A 17509-nucleotide genomic window follows, 5' to 3' on the forward strand; every position below is an offset into this window, starting at 1 on the left:
ATTTTCCCCTCATCGATCGCGGGAAGCCTTCGAAGGCCCCACGCTGCGTGCGAATGCCGCCGACAGCAGCAGCGCCAGCAGCGCGCCCGGCGCCACCACGCGGCCGATCGACGACAACGCGGGAATGTCGGAAATCGCGATCAGCCCGAACGACACCACGGTCGTCAGGTTGGCCAGCATCAGCGACGCCAGCGTGTCTTCGTCGGCCCGACCCGTGGTGCGCAACTGGTCGAAGAACAGCGCGTAGTTGGAGCCCACCGCCACGATCAGCAGCAGCCCCACCAGGTGCAGGATGCCCAGCGCCGCCTGCAGCACGGCCATGCCGCCGAGCGTGAGCACCACCGCGAACAGCAGCGGCTGGCACACGGCCAGCAGCCGGCGCCACGAGCGCAGGTAGACGCCCAGCAGCACCACCACCGCCAGCGCGCCCAGCAGCACCTGCACGAAAGCCTCGTGCAGATAGCGCTGGTACAGCCCCGCGAGTTCGCGGCCGACGTCGACCACTTGCACTTCGGGCAGGCCGGCCAGCGCCATTTCGAGCCGCTTCTGGTCGAACTTGGCACCGGGGTGCAGCACCACCAGCGTGCCCCAGCCGCCACCCGGGCGCTGGTACATCAGCGTGTTGACGACCGAGCCGAGCGGCCCGCCCGCCAGGTCGGCGCGCTGCACGGGCGCGAGCTTGCGCGCCGCCTCGACATCGGCCACGAAGGGCCCGAGCCGCGAGGCCGGCAGCGGCAGGCCCTGCGTCGCCTCGGCGAGGTTGGCGCGCAGCACGTCGCTGTCGGGCAGGCTGGCAAGGCGGGCCGTCTGCGCGGCCACGCTGGGCAGCACGCGCGTGACCGTCTCGTAGCCGATGAGTTCGCCGCTGTCGACCAGCGCATCGAGCCGCGTGGCCGCCGCCTCGGTGTTGCGCAGCGCGGCTTGCTCGTCGTTGCCGTAGGCCACCACCAGCACGCCGCCGTCGCTGGCGCCGATGTCGTTGCGCAGCATTTCGTCCATCTGCTGGGCGGCCTTGGGCACCGGGCTCATCGCGCCCAGGTCGGCGCGCCACAGGTGGCCGCCCTGCCACAGCACCAGCCCCAGCGCGGCCACGCCGAGCGCGGCCAGCGGCCAGCGCAGGCGCGGCAGGCCGCGCACCAGCGCACCCGCGAGCCGGGCCATGTGGCGGCGCATGCCCATGCCGGTGGCGCCGTCGGGTGCGAGCACCGGCAGCACATGGCGCGTGGCCAGCGCGGCCGCCACCAGGCCTGCGATGGAGAACACGCCCAGTTGCGCCAGCCCCGGGAAGCCCGAGAACACCAGCGCCGCGAAGCCGCACACCGAGGTCAACAGCCCGAGCCGCACCGTGGGCCAATTGAGGTCGCGCCAGCGCTGCCAGCCGGTGCCGGCCACGGCCGCGCCGCGCGCCTGGATGAGGTAGTAGATGGCGTAGTCCACCGTCTCGCCGATCAGCGTGCTGCCGAAGCCCAGCGTGAGGCCGTGCACCGAGCCGAACACCAGGCTCACGCTGGCGGTGCCGACCACCACGCCCGTGGCCACCGGCAGGAAGGCAATGACCAGCGCGCGCGGCGAAGCGAAGGCCAGCAGCAGCAGCCCGCCCATCACGATGCCGCCCACGATCGCGAGGTGGATGGCCTCGGTCTTGATCTTGTCGCGGCTCATCACCGAGAACACCGGTGGGCCGCTCAGCAGCAGCTTGGGCGCGTCGGCGCCCATGTCCTTCGAGACGGCCTCGTAGGCCGCCTGCACGCGCGCGATGGCCACGGCCTGCGCGTCGAGGTCGCTGCCGGCGGCGCGCGTGGTGGCGATCATCAGCGCGCGCGGCGCGCTGCGCGACATCCACACGCCGTCTTCGCTGCGCGGCGCGCTCGCGGGCACCAGCTCCATCGCGATGCGCTGCGTTTCGCCGGTCGGGTCGCGGTCGAGAAAGGGCTTGATGACGTTGCCGGCCGGCGTGCCGAGCATCGACAGCGTTTCGTTGATCGCGTCGCGCAAGCCGGCGGCGGTGAACTGCCCCGGCGTGACGCCGGTCGACAGCTGGTAGCGGTGCTGGAAGACCCAGGTGCCGGCGTCGCTCCAGTCGCTGACGTCGCCGTTCTGCACCAGGTCGAACAGCTGGCTCTCGCGCATGCTCCTGGCCACCGCGCGCGACACCGTGGCGCGCTGCTCGACGCTGCCGCCCTCGATGCCCAGCATCAGCGTGCGCGAGGCCACGCCGCTTTGCAGCTGCTCGATCAGCACGCGCTGGCGCACGTCGGGGCTCTTGGGCAAGAAGGCCGACAGGTCGGCGCCGATCTGCGTGCGCGCGATGACCACGGCGCCGCACAGCAGCACCAGCAGCCACGCCAGCAGCACGACCGCCCTGCGCCGCCAGTTCGGCGGGCCGCCCGCCTGCGAAGCAGTCACGGCGTGGTGCGGCCGCCCGCGCCGGCGGGCGCCGCGCCCGGCGAAATGTTCATGACGGAACGGTCCCCGCCGACAAACTCCATTTCGAGCCCCAGCACGTCGCTCGCGCGGCCGCTGATGCGCATGCTGCGCACCTGCGCGGCCAGCCGGCTGTCCATCGGCACGAGGTCGAGCGTCCACTTGGCCGCGGAGCCCGTCACGGTGCTGCGGAAGTAGCGCTGCAGCGTGGCGCCATCGCCGGTGAGCGTGCCGCGCATGGCCTCGACCAGGCCCAGCAGCTCGGGCATGCTGTCGAGCGTCAGCGTGCGGTTGCGGCCGCCGCGCGACAGCGTCAGCGTGTTGCCCTCGACCGCCATGGTCTCGATGCGCGGCGACAGCGTGCGGCGCACCAGCTTGTCGGGCGCGTCGAAGCTCAGCGTGCCGCTGGCGTCGAGCGGGCCTTCGAGGCCGTGCACGAAGCGCTGTTCGGTGAAGCGGGCCTCGCCGCTCTTCTGCTTGGCCAGCAGCGTCATCAGCTCGGGCAGGTCGAACGCCGCCCAGGCCGGCATCGCGCTACAGAAAGCCAGCGCCAGCACAAAGGCCCCGAGGGCCCTGCCCAGCCGGTCAAGCCGCATCTTCGAGCCAGAAATCATGAAAATTGAACCAGTTGTAGGGGTGGGCGCGGCACAGCGCCTCGAGGCGCGCGACGTAGGCTTCCAGCGCGGCGCGAATGCGCTGCTCGCGCTCCGCCACGCCGGACACCGGCTCGCCGAAGTCGGCCAGCGGGTCGAATTGCACGTCGTAGCGCGCGCCGCCGCCGTAGAGCCCCGCCATGAAGAACACCTTGCGACGCAGCAGCGCCGCAAGCCGGAAAGGGCCGTCGTTGAAACACGCGGGCTGCCCCAGGAACGGCAGCACGATGTTGTTGCCGCGCTGGTGCGCCGGCTGGTCTTCGCCGCCCGGCAGGGTGCGGTCGGCCAGCATGCCGGCCAGGCCGCCGCCGTCGAGCCAGTCGCGCAGCGCGAGCATCGAATGCGGCCGGCCCAGCGCGATGACGTGGGGGCGCTGTTCGGGCAATGCGATGGCATTGAGGATGGCGGTGATGCGCTGCGCGTTGTCGGGGTACATCAGCATCGCGACGCGCAGGTCGTGCTGGTGCGTCTGCTGCTTGCACGCGCCGAGCGCCTCGAAGCTGCCGACATGGGCACCGAGCAGGAAGGCGCCCCGCCCTTGCGTGAGCTCGTTGTCGATGGGCACATTGCCCTGGATGCTGACCTTGAACAGGTCCATGCGCCCACGCAGGAAGTACACCCGGTCGAGCACCGTCGAGGCGAAGGCATGCAGCAGGCGGTAGCCGTCGACCCAGCCCGCGTGCGGGCCGATGGCCCTGAAGAGGTAGCGCTTGATGTGCCGCCGCTGCGCGGGCAGGAACAGCAAAAAGTAAAGGCTGATCGGCGGCAGCAGCAGCCGCGTGACGTGCCGCCCGCACACGAGGGCCATCAGACAGATGAAGCGCAGCGCGAGCATGTTGCTGCGCTCGGGCGCGCGCGCCCATTCGCCCTTGTCGTGCGAGGACTGGGGCGCCCGGGCGGCCTCGTTCACGGCGCGCGCTTCAACGTCTGTGTGCTTCATCACGCAGACTCTTGCACGGCCGTCCACCGGCCGCTGACAGCCACCACGCCGTCGCAGCGCACGTCGAAACGTACGCCGCGGCCCGCGCCGGCCTCCGGATGCAGCTCGATCGACAGCGTGCTGCCGGGCCGCACGGGCGCCAGGAATTTGGCCGCGGCCAGCGTGGGGTTGGCGCCCAGCCGCGCGGCCAGGGCCGGCACGCGCTGCACGGCTTCCATCACTTCGGCGAGCAGCAGCGCGCCCGGCACCAGCGGCTGGCCCGGAAAGTGGCCGGCAAAGACCGGGTGGTCGGCCGGCACCGTGTGGGCCAGTTGCACCGGCGTGTCGTCTTCGGCGAGCTGCGCCAGCGCGAACTCGCGCAGCGCGCGCACCGTGAGCTTGCCCGTGCCTTCGCGCGGAAAAGCCTTGACCTGCACCACGCGGCGCGGCACGAACACGGCTTCGAGCCGCTGGCGCAGCGCGGCGATGATGTCGCCCGCCGCGAGCGTCGGCGCGACCACGAAGGCCACGGGCCGCACCACGCCGTCGGCCACCTCGTCGGGCAGCCAGAAGGCGCCGTCCTCGACACCGGGGATGCTGTTGAGGTGGTAGTTCAGGTGCGCGAGCGAACTGCGCCGACCCGCCACGTGGATCAGGTCGTTGGCCCGGCCGAACAGGCGAAAACGCCGGTCGTCGAGCAGTTCGAGCACGTCGGCCATGGGCGTCGGCTCGGGCATGAAGTCGCCGCTGAAGATGAAGCGCTCGGGCCCGCCGCTTTCACCGGGTTCGGTGTGCACGCGGATGTCGCCGAAGGTTTCCCAGATCTCGCTTTCGGTCGTGCGGCGCGTGGCCACCTGGCCCGACTCGGTGCTGCCGTAGATTTCGAGCAGCACGCCGCCCATGGCCTGCTCGGCCTGCAGCGCGAGCTGCGGCGACAGCGGCGCGGTGGCCGACAGGATCAAATCGACCGGCGGCAGCGCGATGCCCGAGAGCAGCAGCGTCTTCAGGTGAAACGGCGTGGTGACCAGCGCGCGCGGGCGCGGCACCGAAGCCAGCGTCTGCGCCACGTCGGCCGGGAAGAACGGCCGGCCGCTCTCGAAGGCCGCGCCGCCCAGCATGGCCAGCAGTGCCGACGATTCCAGCCCGTAGCTGTGCTGCACCGGCACGGTGGCCACCAGCGTCAGGCCTTCGAGCGACGTGCGGTTGAGTTCGCGGCACAGGCGCTTGACCGCCACGGCCACGTCGCCCACCAGCGTGCGCCAGGTCTTGGCGTGCGGCTGCGGCACGCCGGTCGAGCCCGAGGTCAGCAGGCTGACCGCGTGCATGCCGGCGGCGATCTGCGGCACCGCGCCGCTCGCGTCGCCTTCGAGGCTGGAGCGGTCTTCGATCAGCACGCGGCGCATGCCCGGGGTCTGCAGTTTCGGGTCGTCGGCCAGCGCGAACAGGTTCGGGCCGCCCGATTCGACCAGGCGTGCGAGCGTGTCGGGCCGCGCGTCGGGCGGCAGCAGGCTCGCGTGGCCGCGCACCAGCGCCGCGCCCAGGCTCACGGCAAAGGCGTAGCGGTCGGCGCACAGGTTGACGGCCGGGCCTTCGCCGGGCAGTTCGGGCGCGAAGCGGGCCACGTCGCCAGGAACTGGCGGGTGCTCACGGGCACGCCGCCGCGCCAGGCCAGGGGGGCGTCGGGGTCGCGGTCCGCGAGCAGCGGCAGGAAGAAGTTGTCTGTCGTCGTCACGCGGGCAGCGCCTGTGTCATTGGCCGCCGGCGCTGGAGTCCACCGACGATGTGCCATAGAACGCACGCACGGCATCCACCAGCCGCGTGCGTTCGAATTCGGGATGCAGCCGGTAGCGCACCAGGTGTTCGCCGACGAACAGCACGCCCACCATCACGGGCGAGAGCACGTTGGCGAACAGCGACCAGTCGGAGAACGGCCGCGTCAGGTAGATGGCGATCGACGCCAGCACCACCACCGCGAAATACCCCGTCCAGATGCGCGTGAGCTGCGTCGTGTAGGCCAGCATGTGGCCCTTGAGCGGGTGCACGCGCTGGGCGAACTGGGTGATCAGCGGCAGGCCCTCGCCGCGCAGCGTGGAGCCGAACCAGCCGCACAGCAGCGCGTTGATGGCCACGTGCTGCAACACGTAAAGGCGGTTCGGGTCGCCCGCCTCACCGAGGAAGACGAGCACGAAGCCGGCAATGCCCAGCAGCACGGCGCCGGCGCAGCCCCAGCGCCCGAACCGGCTGGCGGCAAAGCCCACGGCGGCCAGCCACAGCGGCCCCAGCAACACCACCACCGCCCACGGCGCTGCCGCGTGGAACAGCGTCATCCAGTGCGAGAGGCCGGCATAAGCGACCCCCACCAGCAGCAGGAGCGCCAATCGCCATCGAGACATAGGGATCAGGTTGCGACGCGGTGCTCGGCGACGTGGGTCGCGAGCGTGCGCAGCGACTGGAAGATCTGCTGGTTGCGTTCGTCGTCCGAACGCAGCTGGAAACCGTAGCGGCGCGAGACTTCGAGCGCCACTTCGAGGATGTCGATCGAGTCGAGCCCCAGGCCGTCGCCGTACAGGGGGTCGGTCGGCACGATGTTCTCGGGAGCGATCTCGAGGTTCAACGCATTCACCAGCAGCACGGCCAGCTCTTTTTCGGTGGGCGACTGTTCAGGCGAATCGCCTACGGCGGAAGAATTGTTTTGGACGGTCGAGGACAACACGCGCTCCGGTTTGCGTTGATACGAAAATTCGCAGCCATTGTAAAGGCGGGGTTTGGATAGACTGCCCGCAAATCATGAGTGAGGACCCTATGACAGACCCATTGTTGATCGCCCGCCACCAGACTGTCGAGTGCGCCCTGCTGCCCGCCCTGGCCAACCGCCACGGCCTGATCACCGGGGCCACCGGCACCGGCAAGACCGTCACCCTGCAGACCATGGCCGAAAAGCTGTCCGGCATCGGCGTGCCGGTGTTCATGGCCGACGTCAAGGGCGACCTGACCGGCATCAGCCAGAAAGGCGCCATCGGCGACAAGCTGGCCGCCACGCTCAAGGAACGCGGCATCGACGTGCCCGAGCCTTCGGCCTGCCCCGTCACGCTGTGGGACGTGTTCGGCGAACAGGGTCACCCGGTGCGCGCCACCATTTCGGACATGGGCCCGCTGCTGCTGGCCCGCATGCTCGACCTGAACGACACCCAGGCCGGCGTGCTGAACCTGGTGTTCAAGATCGCCGACGACAACGGCCTGCTGCTGCTCGACCTGAAAGACCTGCGCGCCATGCTGCAGTACGTGGGCGAGAACGCGAGCCAGTTCACCACGCAGTACGGCAACATCAGCGCCGCCAGCGTGGGCGCCATCCAGCGCGGGCTGGTGCAGATCGAGACCCAGGGCGGCGACAAGTTCTTCGGCGAGCCGATGCTCAACATTGCCGACTTCATGCAGACCGTGGGCGGCAAGGGCGTGATCAACGTGCTGGCGGCCGACAAGCTCATGAACTCGCCGCGCCTGTACGCGACCTTCCTGCTGTGGATGCTGTCGGAGCTGTTCGAGCAACTGCCCGAAATCGGCGACCCCGAGCAGCCCAAGCTGGCCTTCTTCTTCGACGAGGCGCACCTGCTGTTCAACGAGGCGCCCAAGGCGCTGGTCGAGCGCATCGAACTCGTGGTGCGCCTGGTGCGCTCCAAGGGCGTGGGCGTGTATTTCGTGACGCAAAACCCGCTGGACATTCCCGACACGGTGCTGGCCCAGCTCGGCAACCGCGTGCAGCACGCGCTGCGCGCCTTCACGCCGCGCGACCAGAAGGCCGTGAAGGCGGCGGCCAGCACCATGCGCCAGAAGCCGGGGCTGGACATCGAGACCGCCATCACCGAACTCGCGGTCGGCGAGGCGCTGGTGAGCTTTCTGGACGACAAGGGCCGCCCGAGCGTGACCGAGCGCGTGTTCGTGCTCCCGCCGGGCAGCCAGCTCGGCCCGATCACGCCCGACCAGCGCAAGGCGCTGATCGCCAATTCGCTGGTGGCCGGCGTCTACGAAAAGACGGTCGACCGCGAATCGGCCTACGAAAAGCTCAAGGGCCGCGCGGAAAGCGCGCCTGACGCACCCGCAGCCACCGCGCCGGGCGGCAAGCCCGGGGCCGAAGCAGCAGGCTCGGGCGTGGGCGGCATGCTCAACGACATGCTCTTCGGCACCACCGGCCCGCGCGGCGCCAAGCACGACGGCCTGGTGCAGACCATGGCCAAGTCGGCGGTGCGCACCATGGGCACCTCGGTGGGCAAGGAGATCTTGCGCGGCGTGCTGGGCGGGATCTTCGGCAGCAAGAAGCGCTGAAGCGGCGGCATGAGCGCGGCCGGCAAGCCCCTTGAAGCGGACGTTTCCGCCTTCTGGGAACGCTGCATCTGGCCGCGCGTGCTGACGCAGTCGGAGCGCGACACGGTCTTCAAGGCCATGTACACGCGCCAGCACGACCAGGGCGAATTCGTCTGCCAGCGCAACGAGATCGCCGACAGCTGGATCGGCGTGATCCGCGGCTTCCTGCGCGTGCAGGACACCTCGGCCGACGGCAAGCCCGTGATGTTCACGGGCGTGGCCACCGGCGGCTGGATCGGCGAGGGCTCGCTGCTGAAGATCGAGCAGCGCAAGTACGAAATTGCCGCCACCCGCCCGACCACCACGCTGCACCTGCCGCGCGACACTTTCACCTGGCTGCTGGACCGCAGCGTGCCGTTCAACCACTTCATGCTGTCGCACCTGAACGAGCGGCTGAGCCAGTTCATCGCCACCGTGAAGTTCGACCGGCTGCTCGAGCCCACCGCCCGCGTGGCGCGCGGCATCGCGAGCCTGTTCCATCCGGTGCTCTACCCGAACACCGACGCCACGCTGCAGGTCAGCCAGGAAGAAATCGGCTGGATGGTGGGCGTGTCGCGCCAGCGGGTGAACGTGGCGCTGCACGAGCTCGAAGCCGCCCAGCTCATCAAGACCGGCTACGGCTACATCAACGTGCTCGACAGGCAGCGCCTGTCGAGGTTTCCGAACAACCAGCCGGGCTGAGGCGCGCGCCTCAGAACGCCACGGACGACGGCGCCGCCGGCAGGTCCTGCCCGCCGGGGCCGCCGCGGAAGGTGGTCGGCGTCCACGGCACCTGCCCCACGCCGGGCTTCGTCCAGTCGCACACGCCTTCGGGGAACACCGCCTGCAGGCGCACCTGCTGGCCGCCCGTGAAGACGGTGCCGGCGTAGTCGGCGGAGGCGAAGTCGACCGGCTTCAGCTGGCACTTGAAGACGTCTTCCGACAGCGGCCCGCCGGACACCACGCGCACCGACTCGTAGGCCTTCACCGGGCAGGCCGGGTTGGTGAAGCCGATGTCCACCAGCTCGGCGTTGGTCATGCCGGCGGTGGCAATGCAGAAGTCGACCGCGTCGGAAGGCTTGTTCTTCACCACCTTCTTTTCCTTCGCGTCCTGCGAGGTGTCGGCCTCGATGGCGCTGAGCCAGCGGTCCATCATCAGGAAAGCCTGCTTCGTCATGGCGATGCCGGTGCCGGCATTGCTCGCGCGCACCACGTGGTTGTCGTGCCCGCCGTTGCCCGCGTCGAGCCGCGCGCGCTGCTGGAAGGTGCGCCAGGCCATGTGGATGTCGGCGCCCAGCTCGGGCCGCAGGTCGATGATCGGCACCTTGGCCAGGTTCTTCGCGTTGCTGACGAGGCCGCTGCGGTACAGCGTGGTCATCGCGCCCGGCAAGGCGCGGGCGCGCGCGGCGGGCACCACGGCCTTGTCGCCCGACCAGAGCATGTCGGTGTCCCAGCTGCCCACGCCCTCGTTGAGCGCCACGAACTGCTCCGCCGTGATCGCCCCGGATCGCAGCGCCTTCAACCCGTACTGCACGCCGACGTTGTCGTAGGGCAAGTTGGGCTTGGCCACGCCGTCGAAGTCGGTGGTGCCGAGCACCGGCGTGAGCACGTCGTGGATCGAGCAGCGCACGCCGTTCGGGCGCAGCACCGGGTCGTAGACGATCGACGCCGGAAAGCCCGGCCCGCAGTTGGTCGCCTGCACCGGGTTCTGCGGCGCCAGGAAGGAGTAGACCCAGTTGGTGCAATAGGCGTCCGTCGGGTGCCCCTCGATGGCCGCGCGCGCCGTCGGCGACAGCGCCCCGCCCGCGCCGGTCATGTAGTAGCGCCACAGCACGCCGCAGTCGCGCGTCTCGATCCAGGTCGTGACTGCGTCGGGGTAGCTGTAGCCGGTCTGCAGGCCGTCGAGCAGCCCGGGCATCACCGAGGCCGGCACGGTCTGCATCATCGAGCCGCCCGAGCCGCCGTCGGACATGGTGAAGCGGATCTCGCCGTAGGTGTCGACGATGTGCTCCTTGACCATCATGATGTTCTCGGTGGCCAGGAACTCGTTGTTGTTGTCGTTGTGGTTGGTGAGCTGCGAGTTGACGGTCATGAAGCCGGCCCGCAGCGCGTTGTCGTCGAACAGCGCCGGGCCCGGGTTCTGCTGGAAGCGGTTGCCCGAGGCCGAGGCGCCCATCTTCCAGAGCACCTTGCCGTTCCAGCCCTTCTGCGGCGCCCATGGCGTCCACGGCTTGGCCGGGTCGAAGTACACCGCCACCTGGTATTCGCCGCGGCCCATGGTGCCCAGCTCCAGGCGCAGCAGGCTCTTCACGGTGTCGCCGCGGTCGTTGGTGAAGTTGGCGATGTCGGCATCGGCCGGGCGGTGGGCCGGGTCGTATTGCACGAAGCAGGCAAAGGGGCCGAAGGGCTGCTGGCCGCAGTCGGTGCCCTCCTTCGCCTTGGGCTGGTAGTAGTAGCTGTAGACGGTGGGGGCGTTGCAGTCGGCGTCGACGGGGTCGGCATCGAGCCCGCTGACCTGGCTGGTCACGGTGTCCGACAGCGCCGTGCCGGGGGCCGTCACCAGGCTGGCCTTGGGCGCCTTGGTGGCGCAGATCCAGGGCTGGATCGGCGTGCCCGCGAAGACGTTGCCGCCGCGCGCGAAGTTCTCGATGACCAGCTTCGCGCCCTGCTTCGTGGACTTGAGCGTGGCGGTGAGCGTGTTGCCGCCCACGCGCAGGCCGGTGACGGTGCCCAGCACGCGGCCGTTGCCGCGCAGCGCGAAGGCGGAAGACACGTCCTTGCCGTCGAGGTCCACCTTCAGGTCGAGGGCGCTCGCGCCTTCGGGCATGACGATTTCCACGTACGCGTCGCCGTCGCTGATCATGTCCGCGCGGTTCGACAGCGTGCGGATCTTCATCGTGCTGGGCGCGGGCGGCGCGGCCGGCGGGTTGGCGGCCGGCGGCGCGCTGCCCGACGGCAGGAAGACGCCGCCGCCTCCGCCCCCGTCACCGCCGCAGCTGATGAGCAAAGCCGATACACACAGGCCCAGCACCCTGAGCCCCGCTCGATAGATCTCTCGCATCGTGTCTCCTTCGTTGTTGGAAGAAAAAGGCGACGCGATTCCACTACTTTCGTTTTTCGAGGACTGTTATCGGAACGACATTTCCCCCCGTGCAAGGGTTTGTCCCGATCGGGGACCGCAGGCGGGCTACCAGCGCAGCAGGCGCGGCCCCAGCAAGGCGCCGACCAGCACCGGCACAGCGATACCGCTGACGTACCAGACGGCCAGAAACGGTGCCGTCAGCTCCATGCAGTGCAGCGCATAGACCGCCGCACCGACACCGCCGGAGAGCGCGCCCGCCGCCGCCCCGGCCAGCGCCGGCCGCGTGGGCGCCAGCCCCCTGAGCGCCACCATCGTGGCCGCGAAGACCGGCAGCGCCATCAACCCGATGCTGACCGCGCAGACCTGCCACGACTGGCCCATCAGCGACGGCATGCGGTCTTCGGCCGGCACGGTGAACCACGCGATCACCGCCAGCGCCCAGATGCCGACGACCGGGAGCACCGCGCCCGCCCACGCATGCCGCGCCGGCACGCCCGGCCGCGCGAGCCGCTGCACGGCCACGAAGCCGGCCGCCGCGATGCACAGCGGAAACGCCACCTTGACCCAGAACATCGGCCAGAACATGGCCTGCACGATGTCGCGTCGCATGCCGTACTCGGCGAACAGGATGAGCAGCGACACCGGCAGCCCGGCCAGCACCGCCAGCCCGATGCGCCCGCTCGCGCTGCGGCGCGGCACGGCCACGTCGCCGGTGGCCAGCATCGCCACGAGGTCGTCGGTCTTCATGCGGCACCTCCCCAGCTGTTGCCGAAACGCGCGGCCAGCGCCTTCAGGCCGCGGTGGATGCCGACCTTCACGGCCGACTCCGACATGCCCGTGAGGCTCGCGGTCTCGGCCACCGACAGGCCCTCGATCTTCACGTGCACGATCGGCAGGCGCTGGCGCTCGGGCAGGCTCTCGAGCAGGCCGCCCAGGTCGCGCCGGGCGTCGCTGGCCTCCTCGGCCGATTCGGCGAACACGGCCAGGTCGTCTTCCAGCGGGTCATGCAGGTCTTCACGGACCGACTTGGCCCGCAGCAGGTCGATCATCTTGTAGCGCGCAATGGCGTGCACCCAGGCCGTCAACGGCTGGTCGCTCTGGTAGGTATGGCGCTGGTTGTGCATGGCGAGCAGGCATTCCTGGACGAGGTCTTCCACTTCATCGGGCCAGCCGAAAAGGCGCTTGCCCAGAAAGGCGCGCAGGTGCGCGCTGAGTTGCTGCAGGAAGTCGCGGTACGCCTTCGCGTCGCCATCGAGGCCGCGAAGGAACAGGCTGCGCAGCGCCGCTTCCGCGTCGCCCAAGTTCGTCCTGCTGCCTACTGTGTTTCGTGCCATCCGGTCGGCTGGTTACAGCCTTGTCGAAAAAAGATTCCGGCCGATTGTGCCGAAGCCGTCCGCTTGCAAGCACTACACACCATCGGTACATTGTGTTTTTTGAGGGCGCCCAATGTCTGCAGACAGCACAACGATCCCTTCCACGCCGGGCGGCGTCACGCCCCTCCCTTCCCCTGCACCCTTGCACCCCTCCACGTCGACCGGCCATATCCGGCTGACCTCGCATGCCGGCGGCTTCGGCGCGCTGCCCATCCACTGGGGCGCGGCCACGGCCACCGAGCGCGGGCCGGTGGTCGGCACCACCACCAAGCGGGCGCACCGCAACGTCATCGGCACGCACAGCGGCTCTTACAGCGTGTACCGCGCGCTGGCGGTGGCGTCGGGCGCGCTCAAGCGCGAGCACAAGGCCGACCTGACCAACACGGCGCCCACCGACGTGATCGGCCCCTATCCGCAGTGGAGCGAGCCGGGGCGCATCGTCTCGCTGGACCCGTGGGGCGCGCTGATCGCCGACGTGTTCTCGCCCGAACTGGCGGCGGGCTACGACATCCGCCCGACGATTGCGATCACCAAGGCCCACGTGATCCTGCCCGAGGTGATCGAGGCGCTGCAAAGCGGCCGGCTCAAGGCCGACGGCCACTTCCTTACCGCCGGCGGCGCGGCCATGGTCACCAAGGCCGCGATCGAGCCCGTGTGGTATTTGCCCGAGGTGGCGCGGCGCTTCGGCTGCTCGGAGACCGACCTGCGCCGCACGCTCTTCGAGGAAACCGGCGGCATGTACCCCGAGCTGGTCACGCGCTCCGACCTGGAGGTGTTCCTGCCGCCCATCGGCGGGCAGACGCTCTACATCTTCGGCAACCCGCGCGACCTGGCCAACCCGGCGGTGGAGCTCACGGCGCGCATCCACGACGAATGCAACGGCTCCGACGTGTTCGGCTCCGACATCTGCACCTGCCGCCCCTACCTCACGCACGCGATCGAGGAATGCATCATGGGCGCGCAACGCGGCGGCGTGGGCCTCATCGCCTACTCGCGCAAGGAGGGCCGCGCGCTGGGCGAGGTGACCAAGTTCCTGGTCTACAACGCCCGCAAGCGCCAGGTGGGCGGCGACACGGCCGACCAGTACTTCGCGCGCACCGAGTGCGTGGCCGGCGTGCAGGACATGCGCTTCCAGGAGCTGATGCCCGACGTCTTCCACTGGCTGGGCATCCAAAAGATCCATCGGCTCGTGTCGATGAGCAACATGAAGTTCGACGCGATCACCGGCTCGGGCATCGAGATCGGCGAGCGCGTGAACATTCCCGACGAACTCATTCCGGCCGACGCCCGCGCGAGATGGACGCCAAGATGGCGGCCGGCTATTTCACGCCCGGCCCGGTGCCGGACGCCGAAGAACTGAAAAAGGCCAAGGGCCGGGGACTCACTGAATGACGACAAGCCGCAACACCGACCCCCACATGCCCGTCGACGCTCCGGCAGCCTGCCGCCCGGCGGCGCGGGCAAGGTCGACCCGTCGATCGAATTCACCGCCGACGCCGCGCACCCCGCCGGCGCGGCCAGCCTGCTGCGCACCACCGCCGCCATCCGCGAGCGCGCCGGCGCGCTGCTGGCCCGCGCGCGGCGCGGCGAATCGCAGTGGTTTCGCATCGGCGACGACAACACGCTCGAAGACGCGGCGCGCACCGTGGCCGAGGTCACGCGCGAGCGCTACCCCTGGGACACCATTCCGTACCACAGCCGCTGGCGCCACTTCGAGGCCGGCGGCGTCAACCGCATCGAAGAACTCGACACCCTGCTCGGCGAACTCGACAGCCGCCAGCGCGCCCGCGCCCACATCGACCTGGTGCTGGTGAGCGTGCTGCTCGACGCGCGCCGGCCCCGACTGGCACTACACCGAATCGGCCACCGGCGAACGCCTCACGCGCTCCGAGGGGCTGGGCGTGGCCAGCTACCACGCCTTCATGGCGGGGCTGTTCTCGTCCGACCCCGACCACCCGTACCAGGTCGACGCGGCCGGCCTGCGCGGGCTGGTGACCGACCGCCTGGGCGAGGCCTTCCAGGTCAGCGAAGTGAACCCGCTGGTCGGCCTGGCGGGCCGCGCCACCTTGCTGCGCCGGCTCGGCGAAGCCATGAGCGAGCAGCCCGAAACCTTCGGCGACGACGGCCGACCGGGCCGGTTGTTCGACGCGCTGGTCGGCCCCTACGGCCCGGCCGCGCCGCCCACGGCCGAGATCACGGCGCACCAGATCCTGTCGCTGCTGCTGGAGACGCTCTCGCGCATCTGGCCCTCGGCCAACTCGGTGGACAGCATCGCGGCCGACGGCAGCGACAACGCGGGCGGCATCGGCTCGGGCGACCCGGCGCTGGCGCTGGGCGACTGCTGGCGCCACAGCGCGGTGCGCGGCCCCGGCCTGACCAACGGCTGGATGCCCTTTCACAAGCTGTCGCAGTGGCTCACGTACTCGCTGCTCGAACCCTTCGAATGGGCCGGCGTGAAGGTGCGCCACCTCGACGCGCTCACGGCCCTGCCCGAATACCGCAACGGCGGCCTGCTGATCGACAGCGGCGTGATCGTGCCGAAAGACCCGGCCTTTCTCACCCGCCGCTGGAAGGCCAGCGACGAATTCATCGTCGAATGGCGCGCGCTGACCGTGGCGCTGCTCGACGAGGTGGCGCCGCGCGTGCGCAAGGTGCTCGACCGCACCGAGGAAGAGCTGCCGCTGGCCTGCGTGCTCGAAGGCGGCACCTGGGCCGCCGGCCGCGCCCTGGCACAACGCTTGCGTGACGGTGCACCGCCCCTGCTGATCGAGAGCGACGGCACTGTCTTTTAGACTACAAGGTTCTCTCAGCAACGCCACACACAAAATTCCAATGAGCAACGTCCACCTCGTCAACCACCCTCTCGTCCAGCACAAGCTGACGCTGATGCGCCGCAAGGACGCGTCCACCAACAGCTTTCGCCGGCTCCTCAACGAAATCAGCATGCTCATGGCCTACGAGGTCACGCGCGACATGCCGATGCAGGACATCGAGGTCGAAACCCCGCTGGAGACCATGCAGGCCAAGGTCATCGACGGCAAGAAGCTGGTGCTGGTGTCGATCCTGCGCGCCGGCACTGGCATCCTGGACGGCATGCTGACCGTGGTGCCCGGCGCCCGCGTCGGCCACATCGGCCTGTACCGCGACCCCAAGACGCTGACGGCCGTCGAGTACTACTTCAAGATGCCCGGCGAAATGGACAGCCGCGACGTGATCGTGGTCGACCCGATGCTGGCCACCGGCAACTCGGCCGTGGCCGCCGTCGAGCGCCTGAAGGAGCTGAATCCCAAGTCGATCAAGTTCGTCTGCCTGCTGACCTGCCCCGAAGGCGTGAAGACGATGCAGACCGCGCACCCCGACGTGCCGATCTACACCGCCGCGATCGATCGCGAGCTGGACAGCCACGGCTACATCCTTCCGGGCCTCGGCGACGCCGGCGACAGAATTTTCGGCACGAAGTAAGCCGCCCCGGCGCCCGCACCGCCGCGCGCCCGGCTGTTCCCCGACTCGACTCGGGGCAGCCCAGAACAAGATTTCCATACCCCGAGGAGAAGCACCGTGACAGCACGCCGCCAGTTGATCATTCGTTCCGTCGCCGTTGCCGCAGCACTTGCGGCCGGCGCCCCCGGCCTTGCGCTCGCGCAGCAGGCCAAGCTGAAGGTGGCGGCGGTGTACACCGTGCCCTTCGAGCAGCAATGGGTCGGTCGCATCCACAAGGCGCTGAAGGCCGCCGAGGCGCGCGGCGAGATCGAATACAAGGCCACCGAGAACGTCAGCAACGCCGACTACGAACGCGTGATGCGCGAGTACGCCACCGGCGGCAACCAGCTGATCCTGGGCGAAGTGTTCGGCGTGGAAGCGGCGGCCCGCAAGGTCGCGAAGGACTTCCCCAAGGTCGCGTTCCTGATGGGCTCGTCGCTCAAGCCGCAGGCGCCCAACTTCAGCGTGTTCGACAACTACATCCAGGAGCCCGCCTACCTGAGCGGCATGGTCGCCGGCGGCGTGACCAAGAGCAACCGCATCGGCATGGTCGGCGGCTTCCCGATTCCCGAAGTCAACCGCCTCATGAACGCCTTCATGGCCGGCGCCAAGGAAACCAACCCCAAGGTCGAGTTCAGCGTGAGCTTCATCAACAGCTGGTTCGACCCGCCGAAGGCCAAGGAAGCCGCCTTTGCCATGATCGACAAGGGCGCCGACGTGATGTACGCCGAGCGCTTCGGCGTGTCCGACGCGGCCAAGGAAAAGGGCAAGCTCGCCATCGGCAACGTGATCGACACGCAGAGCCAGTACCCCGACACCGTGGTGGCCTCGGCCCTGTGGAACTTCGAGCCCGCGGCCGACCGCGCGATCAAGCTGGTGAAGGAAGGCAAGTTCGCGGCCGAAGACTACGGCGTGTACGCGCAGATGAAGCACAAGGCTCCGAGCTGGCGCCGCTCGGTACCTTCGAGAAGAAGGTTCCGGCCGACGTCATCGCCAAGGTGAAGGCCAGGCAGGCCGATATCCTCTCGGGCAAGTTCACCGTGAAGGTGGACGACAGCAGCCCAAGTCGACCGCGAAATAAGCATTCTCCAAGACCTATGAACCGTGCGCGATGGCGGACCGCAATCCATGGTGTGACTGTTGCGGCGTTGGCCGTCGGGCTCGCCGCATGCCAACCTGAACCTGCGGCCACCGCCGCGCCGCCCGCGGCGGCAGCCACGCCGCCGGCTGCGGCGCCCCC

Annotated in this window: 13 protein-coding genes and 3 pseudogenes; 6 read left to right on the plus strand and 10 right to left on the minus strand. The window is 69.5% G+C overall.

What is annotated here, in order from left to right; genetic code table 11:
- Positions 1-9: 9 nt before the first annotated feature.
- Genes BMG07_RS00665 through BMG07_RS00690 form a run of 7 tightly spaced genes read right to left on the minus strand, consistent with a single transcriptional unit; the run spans position 10 to position 6706 of the window.
- Positions 10-2406 carry an MMPL family transporter gene (locus tag BMG07_RS00665; RefSeq protein WP_198082730.1) on the minus strand — a complete coding sequence of 799 codons (2397 nt, stop codon included), beginning with the start codon at positions 2404-2406 and terminating at the stop codon, positions 10-12.
- Entirely contained in the window at positions 2403-3038 is a 636-nt protein-coding gene (locus tag BMG07_RS00670) for a LolA-related protein (protein ID WP_269758489.1), read from the minus strand. Before BMG07_RS00670 ends, BMG07_RS00665 begins: the two co-directional genes overlap by 4 nt.
- Entirely contained in the window at positions 3010-4017 is a 1008-nt protein-coding gene (locus tag BMG07_RS00675) for an acyl-CoA synthetase (protein WP_198082731.1), read from the minus strand. Before BMG07_RS00675 ends, BMG07_RS00670 begins: the two co-directional genes overlap by 29 nt.
- Entirely contained in the window at positions 4017-5618 is a 1602-nt protein-coding gene (locus BMG07_RS00680; RefSeq protein ID WP_307866816.1) for an AMP-binding protein, read from the minus strand. Before BMG07_RS00680 ends, BMG07_RS00675 begins: the two co-directional genes overlap by 1 nt.
- Positions 5540-5728: a hypothetical protein gene (locus BMG07_RS41210; RefSeq protein ID WP_269758490.1), complete on the minus strand. Its 189-nt coding sequence runs from the start codon at positions 5726-5728 to the stop codon at positions 5540-5542. Before BMG07_RS41210 ends, BMG07_RS00680 begins: the two co-directional genes overlap by 79 nt.
- A gap of 16 nt (positions 5729-5744) precedes the next feature.
- Entirely contained in the window at positions 5745-6374 is a 630-nt protein-coding gene (locus BMG07_RS00685; protein ID WP_269758491.1) for a hypothetical protein, read from the minus strand.
- Between the two features lie 20 nt (positions 6375-6394).
- Positions 6395-6706, minus strand: coding sequence for a phosphopantetheine-binding protein (locus BMG07_RS00690; RefSeq protein WP_198082733.1), 312 nt, complete (start codon positions 6704-6706; stop codon positions 6395-6397).
- Positions 6707-6798: 92 nt separating this feature from the next.
- On the opposite strand from BMG07_RS00690, the gene BMG07_RS00695 reads away from it, so the two are divergent.
- Positions 6799-8316 (plus strand): helicase HerA-like domain-containing protein, encoded by a 1518-nt coding sequence (locus BMG07_RS00695; protein WP_198082734.1) that lies wholly within the window; start codon positions 6799-6801, stop codon positions 8314-8316.
- A gap of 9 nt (positions 8317-8325) precedes the next feature.
- Entirely contained in the window at positions 8326-9036 is a 711-nt protein-coding gene (locus BMG07_RS00700; RefSeq protein WP_198082735.1) for a Crp/Fnr family transcriptional regulator, read from the plus strand.
- Between the two features lie 10 nt (positions 9037-9046).
- On the opposite strand, the gene BMG07_RS00705 is transcribed toward BMG07_RS00700, so the two are convergent.
- From BMG07_RS00705 to BMG07_RS00715, 3 genes are all read right to left on the minus strand, one after another.
- A complete protein-coding gene (locus BMG07_RS00705; protein ID WP_198082736.1) occupies positions 9047-11395 on the minus strand; it encodes a DUF6351 family protein in 2349 nt (782 codons plus the stop codon).
- A gap of 126 nt (positions 11396-11521) precedes the next feature.
- Positions 11522-12163 (minus strand): DUF1109 domain-containing protein, encoded by a 642-nt coding sequence (locus tag BMG07_RS00710; protein ID WP_198082737.1) that lies wholly within the window; start codon positions 12161-12163, stop codon positions 11522-11524.
- Complete coding sequence (locus tag BMG07_RS00715) at positions 12160-12750, minus strand: sigma-70 family RNA polymerase sigma factor (RefSeq protein ID WP_198082738.1); 591 nt, start codon at positions 12748-12750, stop codon at positions 12160-12162. The genes BMG07_RS00710 and BMG07_RS00715 overlap by 4 nt, the downstream gene beginning before the upstream one ends.
- Positions 12751-12862: 112 nt before the next feature.
- Here BMG07_RS00715 and BMG07_RS00720 point away from each other — a divergent pair.
- The 4 genes and pseudogenes from BMG07_RS00720 to BMG07_RS00735 all read left to right on the plus strand — a co-directional run bounded on the left by BMG07_RS00720 (position 12863) and on the right by BMG07_RS00735 (position 17350).
- Positions 12863-14181 (plus strand): annotated as a pseudogene (locus tag BMG07_RS00720) (GTP cyclohydrolase II).
- A pseudogene (locus BMG07_RS00725) lies at positions 14178-15581 on the plus strand (URC4/urg3 family protein). The pseudogenes BMG07_RS00720 and BMG07_RS00725 overlap by 4 nt, the downstream one beginning before the upstream one ends.
- Before the next feature lie 40 nt (positions 15582-15621).
- A complete protein-coding gene (gene upp, locus BMG07_RS00730) occupies positions 15622-16251 on the plus strand; it encodes a uracil phosphoribosyltransferase (protein ID WP_093240978.1) in 630 nt (209 codons plus the stop codon).
- A gap of 96 nt (positions 16252-16347) precedes the next feature.
- Positions 16348-17350: pseudogene (locus BMG07_RS00735) on the plus strand (BMP family protein).
- Positions 17351-17509 lie beyond the last annotated feature (159 nt).

It is taken from the genome of Variovorax sp. E3, assembly GCF_016082275.1.
Taxonomy (GTDB): domain Bacteria; phylum Pseudomonadota; class Gammaproteobacteria; order Burkholderiales; family Burkholderiaceae_C; genus Variovorax.

What these genes read in the sequence shown, in the direction of transcription:
- BMG07_RS00700 (WP_198082735.1), top strand. Translation starts at nt 8,326, where the DNA reads ATGAGCGCGGCCGGCAAGCCCCTTGAAGCGGACGTTTCCGCCTTCTGG.
- BMG07_RS00675 (WP_198082731.1), bottom strand. Translation starts at nt 4,017, where the DNA reads ATGAAGCACACAGACGTTGAAGCGCGCGCCGTGAACGAGGCCGCCCGG.
- upp (WP_093240978.1), top strand. Translation starts at nt 15,622, where the DNA reads ATGAGCAACGTCCACCTCGTCAACCACCCTCTCGTCCAGCACAAGCTG.
- BMG07_RS00695 (WP_198082734.1), top strand. Translation starts at nt 6,799, where the DNA reads ATGACAGACCCATTGTTGATCGCCCGCCACCAGACTGTCGAGTGCGCC.
- BMG07_RS00715 (WP_198082738.1), bottom strand. Translation starts at nt 12,750, where the DNA reads ATGGCACGAAACACAGTAGGCAGCAGGACGAACTTGGGCGACGCGGAA.
- BMG07_RS00670 (WP_269758489.1), bottom strand. Translation starts at nt 3,038, where the DNA reads ATGATTTCTGGCTCGAAGATGCGGCTTGACCGGCTGGGCAGGGCCCTC.
- BMG07_RS00705 (WP_198082736.1), bottom strand. Translation starts at nt 11,395, where the DNA reads ATGCGAGAGATCTATCGAGCGGGGCTCAGGGTGCTGGGCCTGTGTGTA.
- BMG07_RS00710 (WP_198082737.1), bottom strand. Translation starts at nt 12,163, where the DNA reads ATGAAGACCGACGACCTCGTGGCGATGCTGGCCACCGGCGACGTGGCC.